The 21,345-nt window shown below is 44.1% G+C and carries 21 protein-coding genes; 19 read left to right on the top strand and 2 right to left on the bottom strand.

Annotation, left to right across the window (positions count from 1 at the left end):
- Nucleotides 1-47: 47 nt before the first annotated feature.
- From BM736_RS11860 to BM736_RS11775, 18 genes are all read left to right on the top strand, one after another.
- On the top strand, nucleotides 48-476 hold the full coding sequence (locus BM736_RS11860) for a rhodanese-like domain-containing protein (protein WP_076412278.1): 429 nt from the start codon (nucleotides 48-50) through the stop codon (nucleotides 474-476).
- Nucleotides 477-532: 56 nt separating this feature from the next.
- Nucleotides 533-1,321 carry an FKBP-type peptidyl-prolyl cis-trans isomerase gene (locus tag BM736_RS11855; protein WP_076412275.1) on the top strand — a complete coding sequence of 263 codons (789 nt, stop codon included), beginning with the start codon at nucleotides 533-535 and terminating at the stop codon, nucleotides 1,319-1,321.
- A 33-nt stretch (nucleotides 1,322-1,354) separates the two neighbouring features.
- Complete coding sequence (locus tag BM736_RS11850; RefSeq protein ID WP_076412273.1) at nucleotides 1,355-2,062, top strand: hypothetical protein; 708 nt, start codon at nucleotides 1,355-1,357, stop codon at nucleotides 2,060-2,062.
- Nucleotides 2,063-2,113: 51 nt separating this feature from the next.
- Entirely contained in the window at nucleotides 2,114-2,818 is a 705-nt protein-coding gene (locus tag BM736_RS11845) for a 4Fe-4S dicluster domain-containing protein (RefSeq protein WP_076412271.1), read from the top strand.
- Nucleotide 2,819: 1 nt separating this feature from the next.
- On the top strand, nucleotides 2,820-3,767 hold the full coding sequence (gene nrfD, locus BM736_RS11840; protein WP_076412268.1) for an NrfD/PsrC family molybdoenzyme membrane anchor subunit: 948 nt from the start codon (nucleotides 2,820-2,822) through the stop codon (nucleotides 3,765-3,767).
- Between the two features lie 312 nt (nucleotides 3,768-4,079).
- Nucleotides 4,080-4,568, top strand: a complete 489-nt coding sequence (locus tag BM736_RS11835) for a nitrous oxide reductase accessory protein NosL (protein ID WP_076412266.1) — start codon at nucleotides 4,080-4,082, stop codon at nucleotides 4,566-4,568.
- A gap of 171 nt (nucleotides 4,569-4,739) precedes the next feature.
- Nucleotides 4,740-6,023, top strand: coding sequence for a winged helix-turn-helix domain-containing protein (locus BM736_RS11830; protein WP_076412264.1), 1,284 nt, complete (start codon nucleotides 4,740-4,742; stop codon nucleotides 6,021-6,023).
- A 750-nt stretch (nucleotides 6,024-6,773) separates the two neighbouring features.
- Nucleotides 6,774-8,804 (top strand): multiheme c-type cytochrome, encoded by a 2,031-nt coding sequence (locus BM736_RS11825; RefSeq protein WP_076412262.1) that lies wholly within the window; start codon nucleotides 6,774-6,776, stop codon nucleotides 8,802-8,804.
- Nucleotides 8,805-8,897: 93 nt separating this feature from the next.
- Nucleotides 8,898-9,326 carry a rhodanese-like domain-containing protein gene (locus tag BM736_RS11820; protein ID WP_076412260.1) on the top strand — a complete coding sequence of 143 codons (429 nt, stop codon included), beginning with the start codon at nucleotides 8,898-8,900 and terminating at the stop codon, nucleotides 9,324-9,326.
- Nucleotides 9,327-9,386: 60 nt separating this feature from the next.
- A complete protein-coding gene (locus BM736_RS11815) occupies nucleotides 9,387-10,181 on the top strand; it encodes an FKBP-type peptidyl-prolyl cis-trans isomerase (RefSeq protein WP_076412258.1) in 795 nt (264 codons plus the stop codon).
- Between the two features lie 51 nt (nucleotides 10,182-10,232).
- Nucleotides 10,233-10,952: a nitrite reductase gene (locus tag BM736_RS11810; protein ID WP_076412255.1), complete on the top strand. Its 720-nt coding sequence runs from the start codon at nucleotides 10,233-10,235 to the stop codon at nucleotides 10,950-10,952.
- Between the two features lie 59 nt (nucleotides 10,953-11,011).
- Nucleotides 11,012-11,716 (top strand): 4Fe-4S dicluster domain-containing protein, encoded by a 705-nt coding sequence (locus BM736_RS11805; protein WP_076412531.1) that lies wholly within the window; start codon nucleotides 11,012-11,014, stop codon nucleotides 11,714-11,716.
- Between the two features lie 168 nt (nucleotides 11,717-11,884).
- Nucleotides 11,885-12,832, top strand: a complete 948-nt coding sequence (gene nrfD, locus BM736_RS11800) for an NrfD/PsrC family molybdoenzyme membrane anchor subunit (RefSeq protein ID WP_076412252.1) — start codon at nucleotides 11,885-11,887, stop codon at nucleotides 12,830-12,832.
- Between the two features lie 184 nt (nucleotides 12,833-13,016).
- The gene (locus BM736_RS11795; protein ID WP_076412249.1) at nucleotides 13,017-13,505 is read left to right on the top strand and encodes a nitrous oxide reductase accessory protein NosL; all 489 of its coding nucleotides are present in this window, start codon (nucleotides 13,017-13,019) and stop codon (nucleotides 13,503-13,505) included.
- A 44-nt stretch (nucleotides 13,506-13,549) separates the two neighbouring features.
- Complete coding sequence (gene nosD / locus BM736_RS11790; RefSeq protein ID WP_076412246.1) at nucleotides 13,550-14,800, top strand: nitrous oxide reductase family maturation protein NosD; 1,251 nt, start codon at nucleotides 13,550-13,552, stop codon at nucleotides 14,798-14,800.
- Nucleotides 14,801-14,855: 55 nt separating this feature from the next.
- Nucleotides 14,856-15,752, top strand: coding sequence for an ABC transporter ATP-binding protein (locus tag BM736_RS11785; RefSeq protein ID WP_076412243.1), 897 nt, complete (start codon nucleotides 14,856-14,858; stop codon nucleotides 15,750-15,752).
- A gap of 30 nt (nucleotides 15,753-15,782) precedes the next feature.
- On the top strand, nucleotides 15,783-16,631 hold the full coding sequence (locus BM736_RS11780; protein ID WP_256717811.1) for an ABC transporter permease: 849 nt from the start codon (nucleotides 15,783-15,785) through the stop codon (nucleotides 16,629-16,631).
- Nucleotides 16,632-16,852: 221 nt separating this feature from the next.
- Nucleotides 16,853-18,136: a winged helix-turn-helix domain-containing protein gene (locus tag BM736_RS11775; RefSeq protein WP_076412240.1), complete on the top strand. Its 1,284-nt coding sequence runs from the start codon at nucleotides 16,853-16,855 to the stop codon at nucleotides 18,134-18,136.
- 75 nt (nucleotides 18,137-18,211) lie between these two features.
- Here BM736_RS11775 and fre read toward each other — a convergent pair whose 3' ends face one another.
- Both fre and ubiD read right to left on the bottom strand, forming a co-directional pair.
- On the bottom strand, nucleotides 18,212-18,922 hold the full coding sequence (gene fre, locus BM736_RS11770) for an NAD(P)H-flavin reductase (RefSeq protein ID WP_076412237.1): 711 nt from the start codon (nucleotides 18,920-18,922) through the stop codon (nucleotides 18,212-18,214).
- Between the two features lie 175 nt (nucleotides 18,923-19,097).
- Complete coding sequence (gene ubiD, locus BM736_RS11765) at nucleotides 19,098-20,567, bottom strand: 4-hydroxy-3-polyprenylbenzoate decarboxylase (protein WP_076412233.1); 1,470 nt, start codon at nucleotides 20,565-20,567, stop codon at nucleotides 19,098-19,100.
- 208 nt (nucleotides 20,568-20,775) lie between these two features.
- Between ubiD and BM736_RS11760 the strand changes: the two genes are divergently transcribed.
- On the top strand, nucleotides 20,776-21,297 hold the full coding sequence (locus BM736_RS11760; protein ID WP_076412527.1) for a hypothetical protein: 522 nt from the start codon (nucleotides 20,776-20,778) through the stop codon (nucleotides 21,295-21,297).
- Nucleotides 21,298-21,345 lie beyond the last annotated feature (48 nt).

Raw genomic sequence — 21,345 nt, 5'->3', positions numbered from 1 at the left:
CATATTAACTAAACAGCAATATGGTCGAAGCAAATAAGAGAATTACTATGAATAAAGTACTTGGAATAATTATTTTATCTTTCTTTTTAGCTGCACTATCTCCAAATAGTTTTGCTGGTGGAGGTTCAGATATGGCTCCGGCTAAAAATTATGAATTTCAACTGAACCATATATCCATGATGGAAGCAGAAACGTTAGTAGGAAAGGAAGGAGTTTACTTTTTTGATGTCAATACATTGGAACTGTGGGCTGAGGGATATATTCCAGGTGCTATCTATTTCAATGTTAAAGATTGGAAAAAATTATTACCTGAAAGCAAAGATACAGTAATGGTTTTTTATTGTGCTAATCGACTGTGCAATGCAAGTGAAATAGCAGCAAGAGCGGTAATGAAACTTGGCTATACCAGTGTGAGGCAGATGCCAGATGGTATTTATGGATGGAGGTTGTCAAACCGTCAAACAGAAAAACCATAGGCGTAGAATTAATTCGCTAGGCCAAATTAAACCTTAATTAATAATAGAGAAATTTTATGAAGACGTTTAAGAAAAGTATCGTTGCACTATCTTGCTTATCACTATTTTTATCAACGCAATGTATGGCTGAAGCAGAGGTTTTACCTGATAACAATAAAGAGTCATACAGCATAGGTGCTTCTTTTGGTAACTACATTTCAAGTCAACTTTACAGCCAATCACAACTGGGTGCCGATGTTGATGTTGATGTCGTTGTTGAGGGGCTACTTGATGCATTGAAAGGTGAATCAAAACTATCTAATGAAGATATTGTTTCCTATCTCAATATCCGTGCTGAACAGCTAAATGCAGCTAGAGAAGCCAAGGATAAAGAGATGGCAATTAAAACATTAGTTGCTGGCGAGAAGTTCTTATCAGAAAACAAGAAAAGTGCTGATGTGAGAACAACTGAATCTGGCCTGCAGTATGAAGTTATTAACAAAGGCAGTGGTGCAACCCCGCAAGCTAATGATGTTGTGACTGTGCATTACAAGGGGTATCTCATTGATGGCACTGAGTTTGATAACTCATATGCTCGTGATGAGCCTAACCGATTCTCGTTAGTGACTGTCATCGAAGGTTGGCAAGAGGGGCTTCAACTGATGAAAGAGGGAGCAACTTATAAGTTCAATATACCTTCAGAGCTTGCTTACGGTGAGCGTCAAGTTGGCATGATAGCGCCTAACTCAGCTTTGGTGTTTGAAGTGGAACTTGTCAAGGTCGAGGCACCAGGTGAGAACTCTCATGGTATGGGCCTTAGCGGCATGGGTATGGGCGGCATGATGGGTGCTAACCCTCACAAGTAAGTACCAGCAGCTTAGTTAAAGAGAAGAAGCATTATGAATTTACTATTAATTAGTACACTTGTTCTTTGTGCCTTGTTGATGATGACTTTTTTCTGTCATCACACATTATATCGAATTAAATATACTTCATTTTTTAGTGACTCTAATGAGCCCCTCTCTGATGCTTTTAAATATAAAGGTGCTAGCTTTTCATTTGTATTGTTATTAAATGCAACAGTAATTATCAGTGTCATTGCCGCCTATTCATATTTAGGTCGTCATAATGATATTGATTTAGCTAGATCCGATATTAATGTTGATTACCTACTCGCTGCAGAAATAAATAAAGCAAGAAGGCAAGCCAATGAGCAACCGAACAATAAAGCAGTGCTCATGGGTTTGGCCAGGGTTTCAATGGATGGAGGTCTATACCTCGAAGCTATTGATGCTTTAGATGAGTTGTTGGTTTATATGGATGATGATGCTGAAGTTATCGGATTAAAAGCAACAGCACTTTATTATAAAAATCATAGGTCAATGACAAGTGACGTGAAACTGCTTACACAAAGTGCGCTAGCTTTATATAAGCAAGAGTTCAACACTAGAGTGTTATTAGCCAATGATGCCTATATTAATCACGACTATAAATTAGCTATAAATCACTGGCAAATATTATTAGATAATACTAAGCAGCCATTTAATCGTAATGCAATTGAGTTCGCGATTAACAATGCACAGAAGCATTTAATCGCTAAAAAATGATTCAAATTATTAAAAATATAATTCGCCTAATGGCGAATATCGGAGGATGCTGTGAGTGAAAATTTAGAGAGACGGAGGTTCCTTAAATGTTTAGGGGCGAGCTCTTTGATCATTGCACCGCTAGGGTGTAGCTCTGTCAAAGAGGAGGGGGAGAGTAATCAACCCCACTACACTATGGTGTTCGACCAAAATAAGTGTACGGGTTGTGGTGAGTGTAAGCTTGCTTGTACTACTGCCAACAACCTACCGGAAGGTAAGTCACGGTTACTGCTTGAACAGCAATCGGGTGGCGTTGCAGGTGAAAAGTGTCCTCATTGCGGCAAGCTTGAGTGTGATTGTGAGCGCAAGTATGTACGTGTTTCCTGTCAACAATGTAAAAACGCGCCTTGTGTGACAGTGTGTCCAACAGGGGCTGCACACAGAGATGAGAAAACAGGCATTGTCACTATGGATGCCAGTAAGTGTGCCGGTTGTAAATACTGTATCGGTGCTTGTCCCTATGATGCGCGCTTTATCAATAAAGAGACCGATGTCGCTGATAACTGCGATTTCTGTTTGAATTCAAAGTTAGCTAAAGGTGAGCTACCAGCTTGTGTTCAAGCCTGCCGATACGATGCATTAATCTTCGGCGATGCAAAAGACCCATCCTCATATGTCAGCAAGCTGCTTAGAGTGAAGGATTCAGTTCGTATGAAGCCTGGTTTCGGTACAGAGCCAAGTTTGCGATACATCCCTATTGTTAAGGTAGGAGTATAAGATGGATGGAAATATCGAGTTTACTATGGGTCTATCCCAAGGTATCGCATGGCCTTGGCCTATCGCCGTTTATCTATTCTTTGCGGGGATTTCTGGCGGTGCGTTATCTATTGCTCTATTTATTCGCTTCTATAAGAAGCAGACTACAAATACGCCATTTTTAAAGGCGGCGTGTCTGACTTCTTTTGTAACAATCAGCTTAGGCATGATCTGTTTGGTTTTTGATTTGACTAATCCGCTGTTTTTCTGGCGAATTCTGGTCTTTTACAACTTGAACTCAGTCATGTCGGTTGGTGTGATCGCCTTGAATGCTTATATTCCGTTGGTAGCACTAGTGACACTTTTTGCTATGGAAGATGAGATTAAGCGAATTAAAGCACTGCAGTTCTTGTTGCCGATTATCGACAAGCTGCGCGGCTTACGTGCACCTGCTGAAAAGGCTGTACTGGTGCTTGCGCTTGCTGTTTGTGCCTATACTGGCTTCTTGATCTCTGCCTTGATCAGATTCCCCATTATCAACACCTCTGTGTTACCTGCTCTGTTTGTTGCATCGGGTCTATCAGCGGGTGCTGCAGTGGCGAAGATGATAGCGGTTGCTGGCTTTAAAGAAGATCTGCACAGTGGTGATATGAAGACTTTACATGGTGCTGAGTGGCCAATTATGGCGGCTGAAATCCTATTCATCTTCATGTTAGCCATGTCACTCTTTTCTGGCAATGCGGGTATGCAAAGTGCGTTTGCGGCTTTTCATACTGGTAACTGGGCGAGCGTATTTTGGATTGGTGTTGTTGGTATTGGCTTTGTTGCACCGCTGCTGCTTAACTTTGCAACCAGTAAGACATTTAGCCATTCAGCCAAAGCGCTGTACATGTCTGGTATGTGTGCGGTTGTAGGCATGATGTGTCTACGCTTGTTCATCCTTTATGCTGGACAGAACTTTGCAGTATAGGCGTTGCTAGTGTGCGAAGGCCACATTCGCACCTACTGATGTCTTGAGTCATATACCAATAGGTATAATTGCCTGACGCCCTGAACATCCCTGCAATCATGCCAGGTGTGTCAGGTAAATTGAGTGACTCAACTTTGCTAATCGAGTCTCTTTTATCTATGTCAGCCTCTGTGTACTACCCTGCAGGTATAGCAGTGGGCTGATTGAGTTATCTATTCTAGATTAGCTGTGTGTAGGGCAACTTATGATTATTTCACCCTTATTAGTAGTGATAAGTTGTCCGAAAGCACAGAGGTCGTGATTGGAGTTACTATGAAAAAATTATTGATACTGGCTGTTTTATGGCCTCTACTTATGGCTTGTGGGCAAGAAGCCCAGCCAATAACGACCCACACTGCAGAAGCTATTACAGACCATGAACGTTGTCACCAATGTGGCATGATGATCATTAAATATCCAGGCCCAAAGGGGCAGGTGTTTATCAAGCAGCAAGCGCATAGCGTTAAGTTTTGCTCAACCAGAGATATGTTTGCTTTTTCACTTCAGCCTGAGAATCAACGTCAACTGACAGGCTTGTTTGTTCATGATATGGCAAAGACTGATTGGGATAAGCCACAAGATGATGCTTTTATTGATGCGACTAAAGCTTGGTATGTTTACGGTACAAGTAAAAAGGCAGTTATGGGGCCGGCGGTTGCTTCATTTGAAACTAAAGATAGTGCAACTCAATTTGCGCAAGAGTTTGGTGGTGCCGTGATCAGTTATCAGCAAGTTAATATCTCCCTTTTAGCAGGAGACTAGCCTTAGCTAACTCCTAGTAATATTATTAAACTCTAAATTTGTGACCTGCTTGGCTAAGTTGGCATTGTTACTGCGCTTTTTGAGTGAGCAGTCACACCAAGTATGCGTTAAACTGCGTAAAATACTCATGTATGTCAGGGTTAATGAGTAGATTACATTTAGGGGGCTAAGGTGTTAAAAGTTACGCCATATTTATCACTTGATGCTGCAGCAAACCAGCTAGTGGATCTAAAGTCTGATCAGGCGATTAAATTAACCTTTTCTGAGTCTGCAGTGTTAAAACGTTTGTTATTATCTTCAGATTCTGTTTGTTCAAAAGATGATCTACTTGAAGCCGGCTGGCCTGATAGAGTCGTCGCTACAACCTCTTTAACGCAATGCATCAGTACCTTACGAAAAAAGCTTGAGCCTTACCGGGAAGTGCAGCTTAAAACGTTAGCGCGGCGAGGTTATCAACTTCATGTATCTAAAGCATCAAATATTACTATGCTTGCCGTCAATGATGCAGAATCACTGCGCTCGGCTATTATCGATGTCTCTCTGCTAGTCAAAATATCAGGTATCGTTCTTGCGCTGCTACTTCTAGTGACTTTTTGGTATTTCAGTGATTACCACAAGCTAACTCGGGAGCTGTCTAAGTTAAGTGCCGATAAGACAGTTGAGCTTGATATTACGGGGGTTAAGGGCAGTACCCAGCTTATTTATACCGATAGCGCACAACACCTTCACCCTTCAATGTGGGAGAAGCACCTGAGTTCCGTTGAAGGTAAAGAGGCCCCATTTAATAGCTTTAACGCTTTTGCCACTACAGATGGTCAGAACTACTCCATGGCTATTTGCCCTGGTGATATAGGCACTGCCTGTGAAGGGAAAGGCTTGATCAATGTCACCTCTATTGATTCAGAGCCTGCTGGGCTTGATATTCACGAATTTATTGAGCTGTCAAAGAAGATGGAGAAGCGAATTCGCTATAACCGTATCATGCTGCCACCGAGTGCAGAGGGTGAGGGCAAGCTGATTGAGCACCATTATCATACCGATGTGTATTTTCCGGTAAAAGGCGAGCTTCTCATTCGAGCCGATATCAGTATGTCGCTGATCTATAACTCAGACGATACTGGTGAGTTTCACTCCTCTACCTGTATTACCGATCAAGACTGTTTAACAACACCCATCAAGTATCAAGTCCGTGGCACGTTTAAACAGTATAGTGAGGCGGTTGATGGCATTGAGATTGATGCTTTTCAGGTACAAGTTCAACAGAAGAACCTGCTTAAACCTGATCAGCTTAATGACTCAGCCATCCCCTTTTATCGTGAGCTAAGAAAGCGTGATATTAAAGATAAACAACTCTACTTCTATCGTGTCTATCAAGATGACAAGACTGCGGTTTGGATTGTCCCTCTGTTTGGTAGCATCTCCTCTTGGTTTACTTATAGCACTGTAGATATTTAGCCCTATGTAGGGCTAAGTATTACCCCACATCTTCATCTTGTATTAGCTCTAAAGCACTAGGCTTTAGAGCTTTATGGCACACGCTTACACTGCTATCTTTCTCTACTCTCTACTCTCTACTTTCTACTTTCTACTCTCTACTCTCTACTTCCTGCTCTCTATTTCCACACTCACTTTGCTTTCAATTTTTTACCGTTAAAGGTTAGCGTTACACCGCGATAGGCACATTCAGGGGGGCTCGCTAGGGCTTCGGCACCTAAAACCCTGTATCAATTGTTATTAGTCAGCTTGAAAGCCCCCAGCCCTCCTTGAAGGCATAGACAAGGACACTGGTATAGGCTCGCCTAAGCTTTAGGCTTTTAGGTGATAGTGAGCAGACTTGTTGTCAAATGGAGCTATGTTTATGTCAAGTATAAATTGAACTCTCCTCTTAACTCTCATGCGTTTTTTAGCATATTTAAGCTTGTTTGCTGCTTCAAGGCCTTTTACATCTCTCTTTTAGATCTAAAACGTTCTACTTGCAACTGGTTAACCCTATGAATTTAAAGTTTTATATTGCTTTTACATCTAATTGCTTCTAATGATTTTTCAACTGTGTTGTTAAGCAGGTTTTTACTGTTTTTTATATGGAAAATAGGTCTTGCTCAGTTGTTCAAGACGTTCGGTGAACGGTTAGATTTCGTGACAGCATGTTGAAAAAACATGCTGGTAAAAGCAAAAAAATAAAACAATGATAAGTAGGAGTGAATGATGAGACGATGGAAACACAAGGTAGCGCTAAGCGTGCTGTTTTGTTTTGGTGCCATTGCCAATGCGAACGCTGCTGGTAAATATGACAGCATACCTCAAATGGGAAAAACGGCTAAAGAGTCGATTGCCAACTACCAAGGTACAGAGCAGGTTAATGGAGTTAAAACACTGCATGATTATATCGTGCAAGAGGAGGAGTTATTTGATTTCCTTTTCGAAAACCATCCAATGTTTAAGTACCAAGAGTCTGGCAACTTAGTTGGTGATTACCATATCAGTGATCGTGGTGAAGAGTACTTAGATACAGGTCATAGCCCTAAATACTCTAAGCGTGCAGGAACACCTCGCGCCGTGCAGTATCGCTTAGGTGCAAAATCAATTTTAGATTACCCAAACAACTTCGTTGGTCCAGAGAAGTGTGCTGAATGTCATGCTACGCAATATGAGAAGTGGCAGCGTTCACGTCATGCTAAAACAATTCGTTTTCCTGGGGATCACCCTGAGGTTAACAATGACCTAGAGCAGGCGATGTATGGCACCAAAGATACTTCTATTTTACCTGATGGTATTACTCCTGATGCTATCTATGCAACGGTAGGTACACCACGTACTAAGTATGGGTTTATCGATGCTTGGATGGTACGTGGTACTTACCATATCGAAGGCGGTCTACTTAAAGACGGCACAGGTAAGATGGTTGCAGGTGCTAACCAGTTCTCTCGTGGTTGGGCTGAGTGGCTAACCCCTGAGATGGCGAAGAAGATTAACGATGTAATTCCAGCCTTCCCTACAACACTTGAAGCCTTTGGTGCATCAGGTTCTCACCAGAAAGGCATGAGCTCATACGGCGCTAAATACCGTGAAGCTATGTTGTTCCAGCCTGCGAGTTCTTACTGTGAAGTTTGTCATACGTTTAAGTTTGATTTTCAAAACAAGCAAGAGTACTTCGATGCGCTGGGCGATCCTAAAAAGCTTCAAGAGCACACTATCTCTAAAGGTATTGCTTGTGAAGAGTGTCACGGCGCAGGTGGTCATCTAGACGGTGGCACTGGCGGTATGCAATCTAATTGTGAGCGTTGTCATCAGCGTTTCCAGTATGACGATACGCTAGCTGATACGCCAGAAGCTCAAGAGAAGGGTGAGTACGCCTTCGGTGTGAAGATGAAGTCTCTTTGTCCATCTTGTGGTACCGAAGGTTCGCAGATGTATAACTCTGTGCACTACGAAAAAGGTATGCGTTGTACAACATGTCACGATCCGCATGAAGTTACAGATGGCGATTGGAAGTCTGGTTTCACTAAGCCAAAGCTGAAGAAAGACTGTAAAGATTGTCACGAAGCGCAAACCTTGATTGCTGATAACACAGACACGCATAACAAGCAGACTTGTCAGAGCTGTCACATGCCTAACATGGGTAGCTGTGAGAACTTCAAAGCGATGCAGTTCCCTGATCAAGCTGGTTTCGATGCCGTTCGTAAGTCACACATGTGGAAGATTGACGTTGACCCAACACGTAAGACACTTAACCCACCAGAAGGTCAGCCTCGTACTGGCGGACCAGATGGCGTTAAAGGTTGGACAGTTGCTAAGAACGAAGAAGGTCGTAACTACCTAGATCTTATGTGGTCTTGTGCTCGTACAGCAATATCTGACCATGACGTTGTAGAGAACAAAGGTTGTCACAGCCAGTTCCAGTCAGAGCTTGAAGTTGGCCTACATTACGAAGACCAGTTAGAGATTTACGGTGAAGTAATGAAGTGGCAAACCCCTGTTAAAGAGGTTTACGCCAAGGTTGAGCAAGCACTTGTTCGTATTGACCAGCTATTAGAAGTCACCAAGCTGTCTACTGAAGACAAGACTCAGGTACTTATGCTTGCTGAGAAGGCACAAGAGACAGTTGACCTCATCAAGAAAGATGGCTCTTGGGGTGTACACGGTTTCCGTTACACCCAGAAGCGTCTAGATGCTGCACTGACTTATGTAACACAAGCGCAAAACATCCTAGATGGTACAGGTTACGCGGCTAAGTAAGCCCTAACTCGTTAGTAAAACCTTACCTCGGTGCTCAATGGTGTAGCACGGACGATACAGCTGAAAGTACCGAGGTAATTAAGAGATATAAATATGAAAAAAGCACTGGGTCAAATCATAGTTTCAATCGCTTTACTCTTGAGTACTGCAACCTGTTTTGCTGGAAGTGGTTCAGATTTTGGCCCCGCCAAAGTCTATGAGTTCCAGCTTAACCCTATCTCCATGATGGAGGCGGAAACCCTAGTGGGTATGGAAGGAGTCTACTTTTATGATGTAAATACGTTGGAGCTTTGGGCTGAAGGTTATATCCCAGGTGCTATCTACTTCAACGTTAAAGATTGGAAAAAGCTGCTGCCAGAGAACAAGGATACCGTCATGGTTTTTTATTGTGCTAACCGCTTATGTAATGCCAGTGAAATTGCGGCAAGAGCTGTAATGAAAGAGGGCTATACCGGAGTGAGGCATATGTATGACGGCATTTATGGGTGGCGCTTATCAAACCGAGTCACTGAAAAGCCTTAACAGAAAGATGTTCAGAAAAGCTAAGCATTAACAAGTTAGATTAAAAGATGAGAATACGATATGAAAAAGATGACTAAAACTTCCCTTGCTGTGATCACTGGCCTCTCTCTGTTTGTATCTGGATTCAGTATGGCAAATGACGCGGCTAACACTGACCTACAAAAAGAGTCCTACAGCATAGGGGCATCATTAGGAAAGTATGTTTCAAGCCAGATATATAGTCAGACACAGTTAGGTGTGGATGTCGATGTTGATCAGGTTATTCAAGGCGTTCTGGACTCGCTTAAGGGGGAGCAGAAGTTCTCTGATGAGGAGATTTTAACCCTTTTAAATCAACGTGCAGAGCAGTTAAACAGTGCCCGTGAAGCCAGAGATGCACAAATTGCACAGGCGAGCCTTAAGGCGGGCGTTGAATACTTAGCGAGCAACAAAAAAAGCGCCAAGGTTACCGAGACTGAATCGGGTCTGCAGTATGAAGTCATTACGCTAGGTGAAGGCCGCAAAGCCAACCCAGAAGATGTCGTCACGGTTCACTACAAGGGCATGCTGATTGACGGTACTGAGTTTGATAACTCATATGACAGAGACGAGCCAAATCGCTTTGCGCTTATGAGTGTTATCGAAGGCTGGCAAGAGGGGATAACCCTGATGCCTGAGGGCTCGACCTTCAAACTCTCAATCCCTGCAGAGCTTGCCTATGGTGACAAGCAAGTCGGTATTATTCCGCCAAGTTCGACACTGATTTTTGAAGTTGAGTTGGTAAAAGTTGAGGAGCCAGGTGAGAACTCTCACGGTATGGGGCTTAGCGGTATGGGCATGGGTGGAATGATGGGGATGAGTGGAAAGGGCCACTAGTCACCATTAGCAAATAAGTGTGAGCAAATTAATCCGTTTTAGAGTGTGTTTATGAATAGTCTTGTTGTTGGGATCGCAATTACTCTGTCAGCTTTTATAGCATTGCTATGGCGACATCATCTCCAATGTTTACGTCATTGTGAAGACATGAGTTCAACCGAGCATCTGCAGGTGTTGACCCCGCGTTCAAGCTCTGCTGACTACAAGATCCCCGCAGCACTATCCATAGCACTGATATTTATCTGTACCACGCTTTATTCCCACTTAGGGCGTTTTTCTGAGTGGGATAGGGCTGTGGTCGATGAAAGTATTGATTATCTGATCGCCGCAGATATCAATCGAAATGCACGTCGTGCAAGTGAACAACCAACCAATGAAATTGCATTATTAAATCTGGCTCAATCCTATGCTGATGGCGGGCTCTATAGCGAGTCTGTGAGTACGCTCGATGAGCTACTGCAGTTAACTGGAGAGGATGCTGGAGTCCTAGGCATGAAAGCTAGCGCACTGTACTACCGAGATGGCCGTGAGATGAACTTAGCCGTCACTTTAGTATTAAAGAGGGCGTTGGCTATCGATGAGTATGAGTACCAATCAAGGTTACTGCTTGCAACTCATGCCTACCTTCATGGTGACTATGAGCATGCCATTGAGCAGTGGCAGCTACTACTGAAAAGCGATAGTCAAAGCTTCAACCGTGAGTCAATTAATAATGCAATTTTGAAAGCCGAGCAAAATATATCTAATCGTTCAGTGACTACAACTGAGTAGAGTCACTAAAACCGAAATAAAAAACAGATCAGCAAAATAGCTGATAGATGGAGGATGATGTGAGTGAGAATATAGAGAGACGGAGGTTCCTAAAATGCTTAGGAGCCAGCTCTTTGATACTAGCTCCCTTAGGGTGTAGCTCGGTCAAAGAGGAGTCTGATGCAAGTAAGCCTCACTATGTAATGGTATTCGACCAAAACAAGTGTACAGGTTGTGGTGAGTGTAAAGAGGCATGTAACAAGGCCAATCATTTACCAGAGGGCAAGTCTCGCATGTTATTGGAGCAGCAATCTGGTGGTGTGATTGGTGAGAAGTGTCCTCACTGTGGCAAAACTGAGTGTGATTGCGAACGTAAGTTTGTACGTGTCTCTTGCCAACAGTGTCAGAACGCCCCTTGCGTTACTGTGTGTCCAACAGGTGCAGCCCATAGAGATGAGAAAACGGGTATTGTCACCATGAATGCTGATAAGTGTGCGGGTTGTAAGTACTGTATTGGTGCTTGTCCTTACGATGCACGTTTTATCAATAAAGAGACTGATGTTGCCGATAACTGTGATTTCTGTTTGAACAGTAAACTTGCAAAGGGTGAGTTACCTGCATGTGTTCAGCAGTGCCGTTATGATGCATTGATCTTTGGTGATGCAAGCGATCCGACCTCCTATGTGAGTAAGCTACTTAGGGTGAAGGACTCTGTGCGAATGAAGCCAGGTTTTGGGACCGAGCCGAGTTTGCGATACATACCTATTGTTAAGCTGGGAGTGTAGAGATGAACGCTTCAATGAAAATCACTCTCGATGGTATCGCCAGGCTAAGTCTACGATACATAGCGATTAATAAGCTGGGGGTGTAGAGATGAATGCTTCAATAGAGTTCACTATGGAGGGCTCCCCAAATATGCTGGCGTTCTCCGATAATAAGGTGGGGGTATAGCGATGGATGGTTCAATGGAATTCACTATGGGGCTATCTGATGGTATCGCTTGGCCCTGGCCTATTGCGGTATACCTATTTTTTGCAGGGATCTCAGGTGGTGCGATAGCAACGGCGATTTTTATTCGTTTCTATAAAGGGCAAACTGAAAATACGCCATTTTATAAAGCGGCTGCACTGATCTCGTTAGTGACAATTAGTTTAGGCATGCTGTGTTTGGTATTAGATCTAACCAATCCACTGTTTTTCTGGCGAATACTGGTTTACTACAACCTAAATTCAGTGATGTCGATAGGTGTGATTGCGCTGACGGCTTATATCCCTCTGGTTGCCTTAATTACACTGCTCGCGTTTGAAGATGAGATCCGTAAAATCCCAGCGCTAGCTGTGTTACTGCCTATCATCGAGAAGCTAAAAGGTGTGCGTCGCCCCTGTGAAGTGGTCGTGCTTATTTTGGCGATGGCGGTGTGTGCTTATACTGGCTTCTTGATCTCTGCACTTATTCGCTTCCCAATAATCAACACCTCTGTGTTACCTGCGCTATTTATTGCATCGGGTATCTCAGCGGGCGCTGCAAGTGCAAAAATGCTTGCAGTATCGATGTTTAAGGAAGAGTTGCACAGCCAAGATATGAAGCTGCTTCATGGCGCGGAATGGCCAATCATGGCGGCTGAAATCCTGTTTATCTTCATGATCGCTATGTCACTATTTAGTGGTAATGCGGGTATGCAAAGTGCTTTCTCGGCTTTCCATACTGGAGAATGGGCTGGAGTGTTCTGGCTAGGTGTTGTCGGTATCGGTTTCGGTGGTCCGCTGCTGCTCAACTTTGCAACGAGTAAACGCTTTAGTCACTCAGCAAAGGCGTTCTATGCCTCAGGTGTATGTGCTGTCAGTGGCATGATGTGTCTACGTTTATTCATCATTTATGCGGGTCAAAACTTTGCTATCTAGTGGGTCTTGATAGGTATCCCTCCTAATACACCGTCCCTGCAAGGTGAGTATTAGGTGGGATTGCCACGCTGAGATAAAAAGAGAAAACACTCAAGGCTATTATCGATGACTCACACCTCTTTGGTTATTCCCTGCAAGGTACTAAATGAGGTGTTGAGTCACTCTATCGCTTGTTGGAACTGCTATGAAAAAATTCCTTATATTGTGCTTAATTCTTCCATCACTCTTTGCATGTAGTCAGGGTGATGTCGCTGCAGTGAAGCAGCAAGCTGAAACGATCAACACCCATGACCGCTGTCACCAATGCGGCATGATGATAAAGAAGTACCCAGGACCTAAAGGTCAGGTTCACTTAAGAGGTGAAACCTTAGTGCCTAAGTTCTGCTCGACGCGGGATATGTTTAGCTTTGCGCTTCAGCCTGAGAATCAGCGTCAAATTACAGCGCTTATGGTGCATGACATGGCGGTGACGGATTGGCAGCATCCTGATGACTCTAGCTTTATTGATGCTAAGCAAGCGTGGTATGTGTACGGTACTAGCAAACAGGCTGTAATGGGGCCGGCCGTGGCACCTTTTAATAGCAAAGAGGCTGCTGAGCAGTTTGCAACAGAGTTTGGTGGAGCTGTGTTGCAGTTTGAAGATATCAACCTTGAACTCATTATGGGGAACTAAGATAATTTATGCTTCCGCCATGTTACGTCTCTGGAGAGTGATGCATGCTCCGCTCTGGACTATTAATACTATTATTGATTTTTACTAGTTTATCCCAGGCTAGGATTATTGAGATCAATGATGCCAAGTCGCTCACATATCATCTGCAACATGCCCAGTCTGGTGACCAACTGCAATTGAAAGCGGGTCTGTATCAGGGGCATTTCAACGTCGATAAAACCCTGTCTATTTTTAGCCTCGAACAGGTGACTATCGACGCCCTTGGTGAGGGAAGCGCTTTTACCGTATCTGCGCCTGATGTCACGATTGCGGGTTTGAAGATAGAAAACTGGGGAGCGGATCACTACGAGAGCGATGCTGCAGTGCTTGGTTTAAAGGGCGCTGATCGTCTGCATGTCAGTAATAACGAAATGAGTGGTGATGGTTTCGGCATCTATGCCAGTGAAGTCAAAGATATAGAGATCACCGCTAATGTTATTAAGGGCAACCTTGAGCTTTTTAAGTTAGATAGGGGAGATGGTATCCACTTAAGGCACGTTCATTTCGCCGTAATTAATGACAATGTTATCTCTCAGGTCAGAGACGGTGTCTATTTAGAGTCGACAGAGAGTAGCAAGGTGTTTGGCAATCGCTTCTTTGACCAGCAGTACGGTATTCACTATATGTACTCCAAATTTGACGAGGCTGCGAATAATCAGAGCTATCGGGTCGACGGTGGTTACGCCTTGATGAACTCAGAACAGATCCACCTTCACCATAACAAGGTATGGCAAGCGTTAGATTTTGGCATCTTACTCAATATGACTAAAGCGTCACTCGTCGAGTCCAATAAGGTTGAACAGATTATCAACCCGGCACAGGAGGTTATGCCTGGTAAAGAGGGGAAAGGGATCTTTATCTATGGTGCTCGGGATAACTCGGTGCGGGGTAATCGCTTTTCTCACTGCGATATTGGCTTCTATATGGCGATGGGAGGAGAGGGCAATCGGGTCTATGAGAACCTGTTTATCGATAACTTTAGTCAGGTGAAATATGTTGGCGATAAGCTACTTGAATGGAGTAAAGATGGCCGTGGCAACTACTGGAGTGGTTATCTAGGTTGGGATCACAATTTGGATGGCATCGGCAATACTCCCTATAGGCCCAATGATAATATTGATAAATTATTTTGGCTTTATCCTGAAGCGAGCTTTTTGATGGATAGCCCTATAGTTGCAGTGCTCAGATGGGTTGATAGGCAATTTGAATTGGGTGATGCAAACGGCATTATCGATAGCTACCCCCTATTACAATAATCGATATCGTGTGCTGACTCAGATCAGCCATTGTTTTATAGAATTAGGATGTAAGATGAACAAGGGCCTTGCAGTTACTGGGCGCAATATTCGACATGAGTTTGGTCACTTTTTAGCACTAGACGATGTCAGCTTCGACTTGCCTCAAGGGCAGACGATGGCGCTACTGGGCCATAATGGTGCCGGTAAATCTACCTTGATTAAAATATTGCTTGGGCTTATCACTCCTATGGGCGGTGAGATAGATATTCTAGGCCGCAAGGTCACTCAGCAGAGTGCGAGAGCCGATCTTAGAATTGGATATCTGCCTGAAAATGTCAGTTTTTATGACAAGCTCACTGGCGAAGAGATCTTAACTTACTTTGCCGAGTTAAAAGGCGTCAGTGCCAGCAAGGTTTCTGAGCTTATTGAGGAGTTTGGGCTCGAGTATGCAAAAGGCCGTCAACTGAAAACCTATTCTAAAGGCATGGCTCAGCGACTGGGCTTTGCCCAAGCTATTTTGAGTGAACCTGAGTTATTGCTACTCGATGAGCCTACAGTAGGACTCGATCCTGCGGCCTCTCAGTTTCTTTATGCCAAGATAGATGAGTTAAAGCAGCAGGGGACAGCTGTGATTGTATGCACCCATGAGCTGTCTTTGATTGAAAATAATATTGACCATGCACTGATTTTAGCAAGAGGGAAAAGTCTAGCCTCCGGCGGTATGGACTCTCTAAGGCAGCAAAGTCAGCTCAAGATAAAAATTACCTCCCCAGCGCTTAAGCAGGCCGTTTCACAATCAGCACGGTTACAAAGCCTGTGCATTGATGAGGCGCTTTATATTGATAGGGAGCATAAAGCGGAAATACTGCAATATTTAACTTCTCAGCATAGCGTGTTTGATCTTTCTATTTTTGAGCCAGGTCTTGCAGAGATCTATCGTTACTACAATGACCAAGCTTGTGACCGTTAAATCGGGTCAAAGCCAAGAGCGCCTTGTTATATGTTTATGAATATTAGTCAGTTAAAACGCTCCCCTGTGATGATTATCGCCAAGAAGGAGATCAGGGACTCACTGAGAAATCGCTGGGGAATGTTTATCTCCATCATCTTTTTAGTGCTCTCATTGAGTGTCACCTTTGCGGGTAGTGCCATTCGTGGAGAGTTGTCATTGCCAGATATCTCAGCCTTGATGTCTAGCCTTTCGACTATTGCGGTGTTTATTATTCCATTGGCTGCCATGCTGATCAGTTATGATGCGTTTGTTGGAGAGGATGAGGCGGGTACCTTGCTGTTACTGCTCTCCTACCCCTTGAGTCGGATGCAAATTTTGCAAGGGAAGTTGCTAGGGCATAGCATAGTGATGGGGTTAACTATCACCTCAGCCTTTGGCTTTACTTGTCTGCTTCTATTGTTAGTCGGGAATGGTTATAACACGCTCGATACCCTTATTCAGTTTGCGCAGTTTATTTGCAGCAGTATTATGCTGGCGATCACCTTTATCCTGTTTGGCTACATTGTCAGTCTAAAAGCGAGTGAGAAGGCTAAGGCAGTAGCGACCATTCTACTGCTGTGGTTTCTATTCGTGCTGATCTACGATCTGTTGCTGTTAACTTTGCTCATTGCTGACCTTTCATTTATCAATCAGCAAGTGATCAACTTTTTAATGGTACTGAATCCTACGGATCTTTATCGCGCGATGAATGTTTCTGGTTTAGATGCTGGCGGTGGCGGCTTATCGGTATTTGTCGACTCTGGCTGGGGCGTTTCTGGGCTTTTTGCTGGTATGTTGAGCTGGATATTAGCCTTAACGGCAGCGAGTTATACCATTTTTAATAAGCGTCCTCTTTAGCACTGGTTTTCTAATTTCACCCTTGCTAAATTAGGCGTCATTGACTTGTTTGAATAATGTAAAAGCCGAACAGATAATCTGTGATAACCTTCTATTTTGGAAGAGTCTTACCTAGACTATTTGCTAAAAGAGTCACATTATTCAGTAACTAAAGTCAGTAGACTAATTTGTAGTCGATCTATTATACCAATAAAATTGTTATCGATTAATTGAGGTTTAAGGTGCAAAAAATCACTCCTTATCTGGAGTTAGACGAAGAAGCCAAGCAGTTGGTGGATCGCGCTGAAAATAAAACCATTACCTTGACTCTGTCCGAGTCGGCGGTGTTAAATCAGCTTATTATCTCCACTGGTGCAGTCTGCACTAAAGAGGAGCTCCTCGCTGCTGGCTGGGTAGATAGAGTTGTTGCTGCAACGTCATTAACTCAGTGTGTAAGTACATTACGTAAAAAGCTCGAACCTTATCCAGAAGTCGTCTTGAGGACTATTGCTGGTCGTGGTTATCAGCTAAATATCTCTAATCGCTCCCATATCAAGATGTTGGCGGTCAACGATCCTGTTGCTGTTCGCGATGCCATTATTGATGTCTCTTTGCTGGTGAAAATCAGTGGCATTGTTATCGCCATAATATTGCTAACCTACCTGTGGTATAGCAGTGACTATCATGGCGTCGTGAAAGACGCTGGCAGCTGGAATAGTGAGAAAACTATTCCACTGAATATCGGCGGAATAAAGCAGGAGGTTCCGCTATTTTATAAGGATGATGTGGCGCATCTTCATCCCAGTATGTGGCAGAAGCATTTAGCACCTGAGAGTAATCATCTGGCTCAGCTTACACCTTACAGTGGTTATGCTGCCACTGATGGTAATTACTACTCTATGGCAGTTTGCCCTGACTATGATAAAAATGGCTGCGCTGGCCATGGCTTGATCAATATTGCTGCTACAGATCTCACTCCAGCTGGATTAGACATGGATAGCTTTGCTGAATTGACCAAGGCTATGGAGCAGCGGATCCGCTATAACCGGGTTATCATTCCACCAACAGAACTTGATAGCGCGCACTTTGTTGAGCATCACTATCATGCAGATATTTATTATCCTGTAAAAGGGGAGATGTTGGTCCGTTCTGATATCAGCCTGTCGCTGATCTATGAAGACGATAACAGTGGTAAGTTTTACTCGGCAGCCTGTGTAACGGATGAAGGTTGTTTGACTACACCAATCAAGTACAAGGTTAAGGGACACTTTACTCAGCACAGAGAGCAGATAGGTGAGTTAGATGTGGATGTGTTTCAGGTTAAGGTGTCACAAAAGCAGCTAATCAAGCCAGACAAGGTCAGCTCAGCGGCGATGCCATTTTATCGTGAGATCAGAAAGCATGAGATTATTGAAGAAGATCTCTACTTTTATCGCCTGTACAAGGACAAAGAAACAGCGGTTTGGATAGTCCCGCTACTGGGGAATACCGTTGCCTGGTATAAGTACGACAAGGTGCAGATTTAAGCTTGGATAAAAGATGGCTCTAGGTTCAAGGCTCGAGTTCCTAGAACTTAGAGCCAAGAACCTAATCGTTAACCTCTATTTGATAAACGCGAACGCATCGCCATAGAGATGCGGTTCATCAATGCCCATCTCGCGGAACTGTTCACGAGCTGCACCCACCATATCGAAACGTCCAGCAATATAGATGTCATAGCCATTTAGACTAACAAAGTCAGCTTTGATTTGAGCAAGTAGGTTAGCCTTCTTACCTTTCCAATCTCCACCAGCTTCCTCAAGTACGGGAACAAAATGCAGCCATGGATGGGCTTCATGCCATTCTTGAGCGATTGACTGGTAATACATGGCATCGGCATTGCGACAACCCCAGTAAAGTGTGGTTTCAACCTTTTGGCCAAGGGCTATCTGGTGCTCGACAATACTCTTGATATAGGAGAAACCTGTGCCACCAGCGATCAATAATCTTGGACGCTTACTCTCATGTCTTAGATGAGCTTCGCCGCCAGGAACTTCAATCTCAATAGATCCATCATTGGCCATGCAGTCTTTCATGCGTTCAACGACTTGCATAGGGTAGCTTTCGCTAACAGCAGCGCCAATATGCAGCTCGATATGTTCTGAGTCTGGTGCTGAGGCGATTGAAAATGGACGCTTGTCTTTCTCGCCCATAACGACGCAGAGATATTGACCTGCGTTGAAATCGAACGCTGTTTCAGGTTTTAGAATGATTTGATAAACCGCATCATTGAATGGGCTAACAGTTTCGATTTTACAGCTTATGGTGTTCATCTAACGTCCTTTTCGAACTCCTCTATGGGAGTTTTACTGTCTATTAAAATACAAAGTGTTAAGTACACAAATTTGAGTACAAAAGTCAGTGTTAAGCTGCGCCAAAGCGATAAATCTTGTTGATTTGGTGCAGCCTTCTATATGTAGTTAGCTCGCTATGTCTAGCTTACTAAGTCTAGCTGTCTATGCCTAAGTCAGCCCAAATAGCGTCAACTTTATCTTTAACGGCTTGATCCATTACGATTGGGGTTCCCCATTCGCGATCGGTTTCGCCTTCCCATTTATTGGTTGCATCCATGCCCATTTTTGAGCCTAGCCCCGCTACTGGAGAAGCAAAATCCAGATAGTCAATTGGCGTGTTCTCTATCATGACGGTATCGCGTTTAGGATCCATACGCGTGGTAATCGCCCAGATCACATCATTCCAATCACGGCAGTCAACATCTTCATCGACTACCACAATAAATTTGGTATACATAAACTGACGCAGGAAAGACCAAGCGCCCATCATCACTCGCTTAGCATGACCTGGGTACTGCTTGCGAATAGAGATGACCGCCATCCGGTAAGAGCAGCCTTCTGGTGGCAGGTAAAAGTCGATGATCTCTGGGTACTGCTTACGCAGAATTGGCACAAACACTTCGTTCAATGCCACACCTAACATGGCAGGCTCATCAGGCGGACGGCCTGTGTAAGTGCTGTGGTAGATAGCATCTTTTCTGTGAGTCACATGAGTCACAGTGAACACAGGGAAAGAGTCTGTCTCGTTATAATAGCCAGTATGATCGCCATAGGGGCCCTCTTCAGCCATCTCGTCAGGGTCAATATAGCCCTCTAAGATGATTTCGCTGGTGGCAGGGACCTCTAAGTCACAGCTAATGGCCTTACAGACTTCGGTGCGCTCGCCGCGAAGTAGGCCTGCAAAGGCATACTCACTCATGGAGTCCGGTACTGGGGTAACAGCGCCTAATATGGTGACAGGATCTGAGCCTAAAGCCACGACCACTGGGTAGCGTTCACCTGGGTGTTTCTCTTTAAAATCTTTAAAATCTAGCGCACCACCACGATGGTCGAGCCAACGCATGATGAGTTTATCTCTGCCCAGCAACTGCTGGCGATAGATACCTAAATTCTGACGCTTCTGTCGTGGCCCTTTGGTAATGGTCAATCCCCAAGTAACCAAAGGCGCGACATCGCCAGGCCAGCAGTGCTGTATTGGAAGCTTAGTCAGATCCACCTCATCACCTGTCTTTACCACCTCTTGACAAGGTGGGTTACGCACAGTCTTAGGTGGCATATTCAAGGCTTGCTTGAACATAGGAATTTTCGAAATAGCATCTTTAAAGCCGCGAGGAGGTTCAGGCTCTTTTAAAAAGGCAAGCAACTCACCCACTTCACGTAGGGCGAGGGGATCTTCTTTACCCAATGCCATAGCAACCCGCTTTGGTGTACCAAACAGGTTGGCTAGTACAGGCATCTCGTTACCGACTGGGTTTTCGAATAACAGAGCTGGGCCCTTGGCACGAAGCACACGATCGGCGATCTCAGTCATCTCAAGATGAGGGTCGACTGGGTGGCTGATCCGCTTAAGTTCACCATTGGCTTCTAGGTGGCTTATAAAACTACGTAGATCCTTAAAACTCATTGATAGTCGCTGCTATAAAAATGTGATATGGCGCGCACTATAGCATTTTTCGTACGTATGTTTAACTGCTTAGGACGAGAATAGGGCGATTAATGAAGAGACAAAAAATAGATAAGATAGAGGTAAATTACTTCTTGCTGTAAATAGGAGTAATATGGGGTTAGGTTTAAGGTTGAGGCGCAATAAAACGCTTATGAGAGGAGGTAAGATGAATCAATTAAATCGAATTGGCATAAGTTTGCTCTTGTCTGGTTTGTTGCTGCTCTCTAGCTTTGACTCGCAAGCCTCAGATCGCTTCAACTGGAGCAGTAATGTGTGGGTGCAACCGAGCTGGAGCAGTAGCTGGGGGCATAACTATTCCAATTACAATAGTGGTTGGCGCTGGGGAGTGGGTGTTAGTACTGGCTCCCCCTACTGGAATAACCATAACTACTATTGGAATCGGCCTTGGTATCGCCCCTATTGGCGTAATAGCTGGCGCTATCCCTATCGCTATGACAGGTATAATGATTATCGCTACCAGCGCTGTTCAACGCCGAAAGCATCGACTCCACCTAACACCCTTGAAGCACCTAAGCGAGTCACAACTAGTGTGCAATACGCATCTGGATTGAAGAGCTTGCCTGCAAATGCGCGTGTTATGCAAAGGGATGGACGCACCATCTATGAATGGCAAGGGGTCGAGTATATTTTCGATTGGGGCAGCGAGGCCTACCAAAAACTTAATTAACTCATATAAGCTGGTCTGTTGCTCTCACCATTAGAGGCTCTAATTGTA

The sequence above is a fragment of the Shewanella sp. UCD-KL12 genome (genome assembly GCF_001957125.1).
Taxonomy (GTDB): domain Bacteria; phylum Pseudomonadota; class Gammaproteobacteria; order Enterobacterales; family Shewanellaceae; genus Shewanella.
Note: the sequence above shows the minus strand (reverse complement) of the source record. Positions and strands in the feature narration are given on the sequence as shown.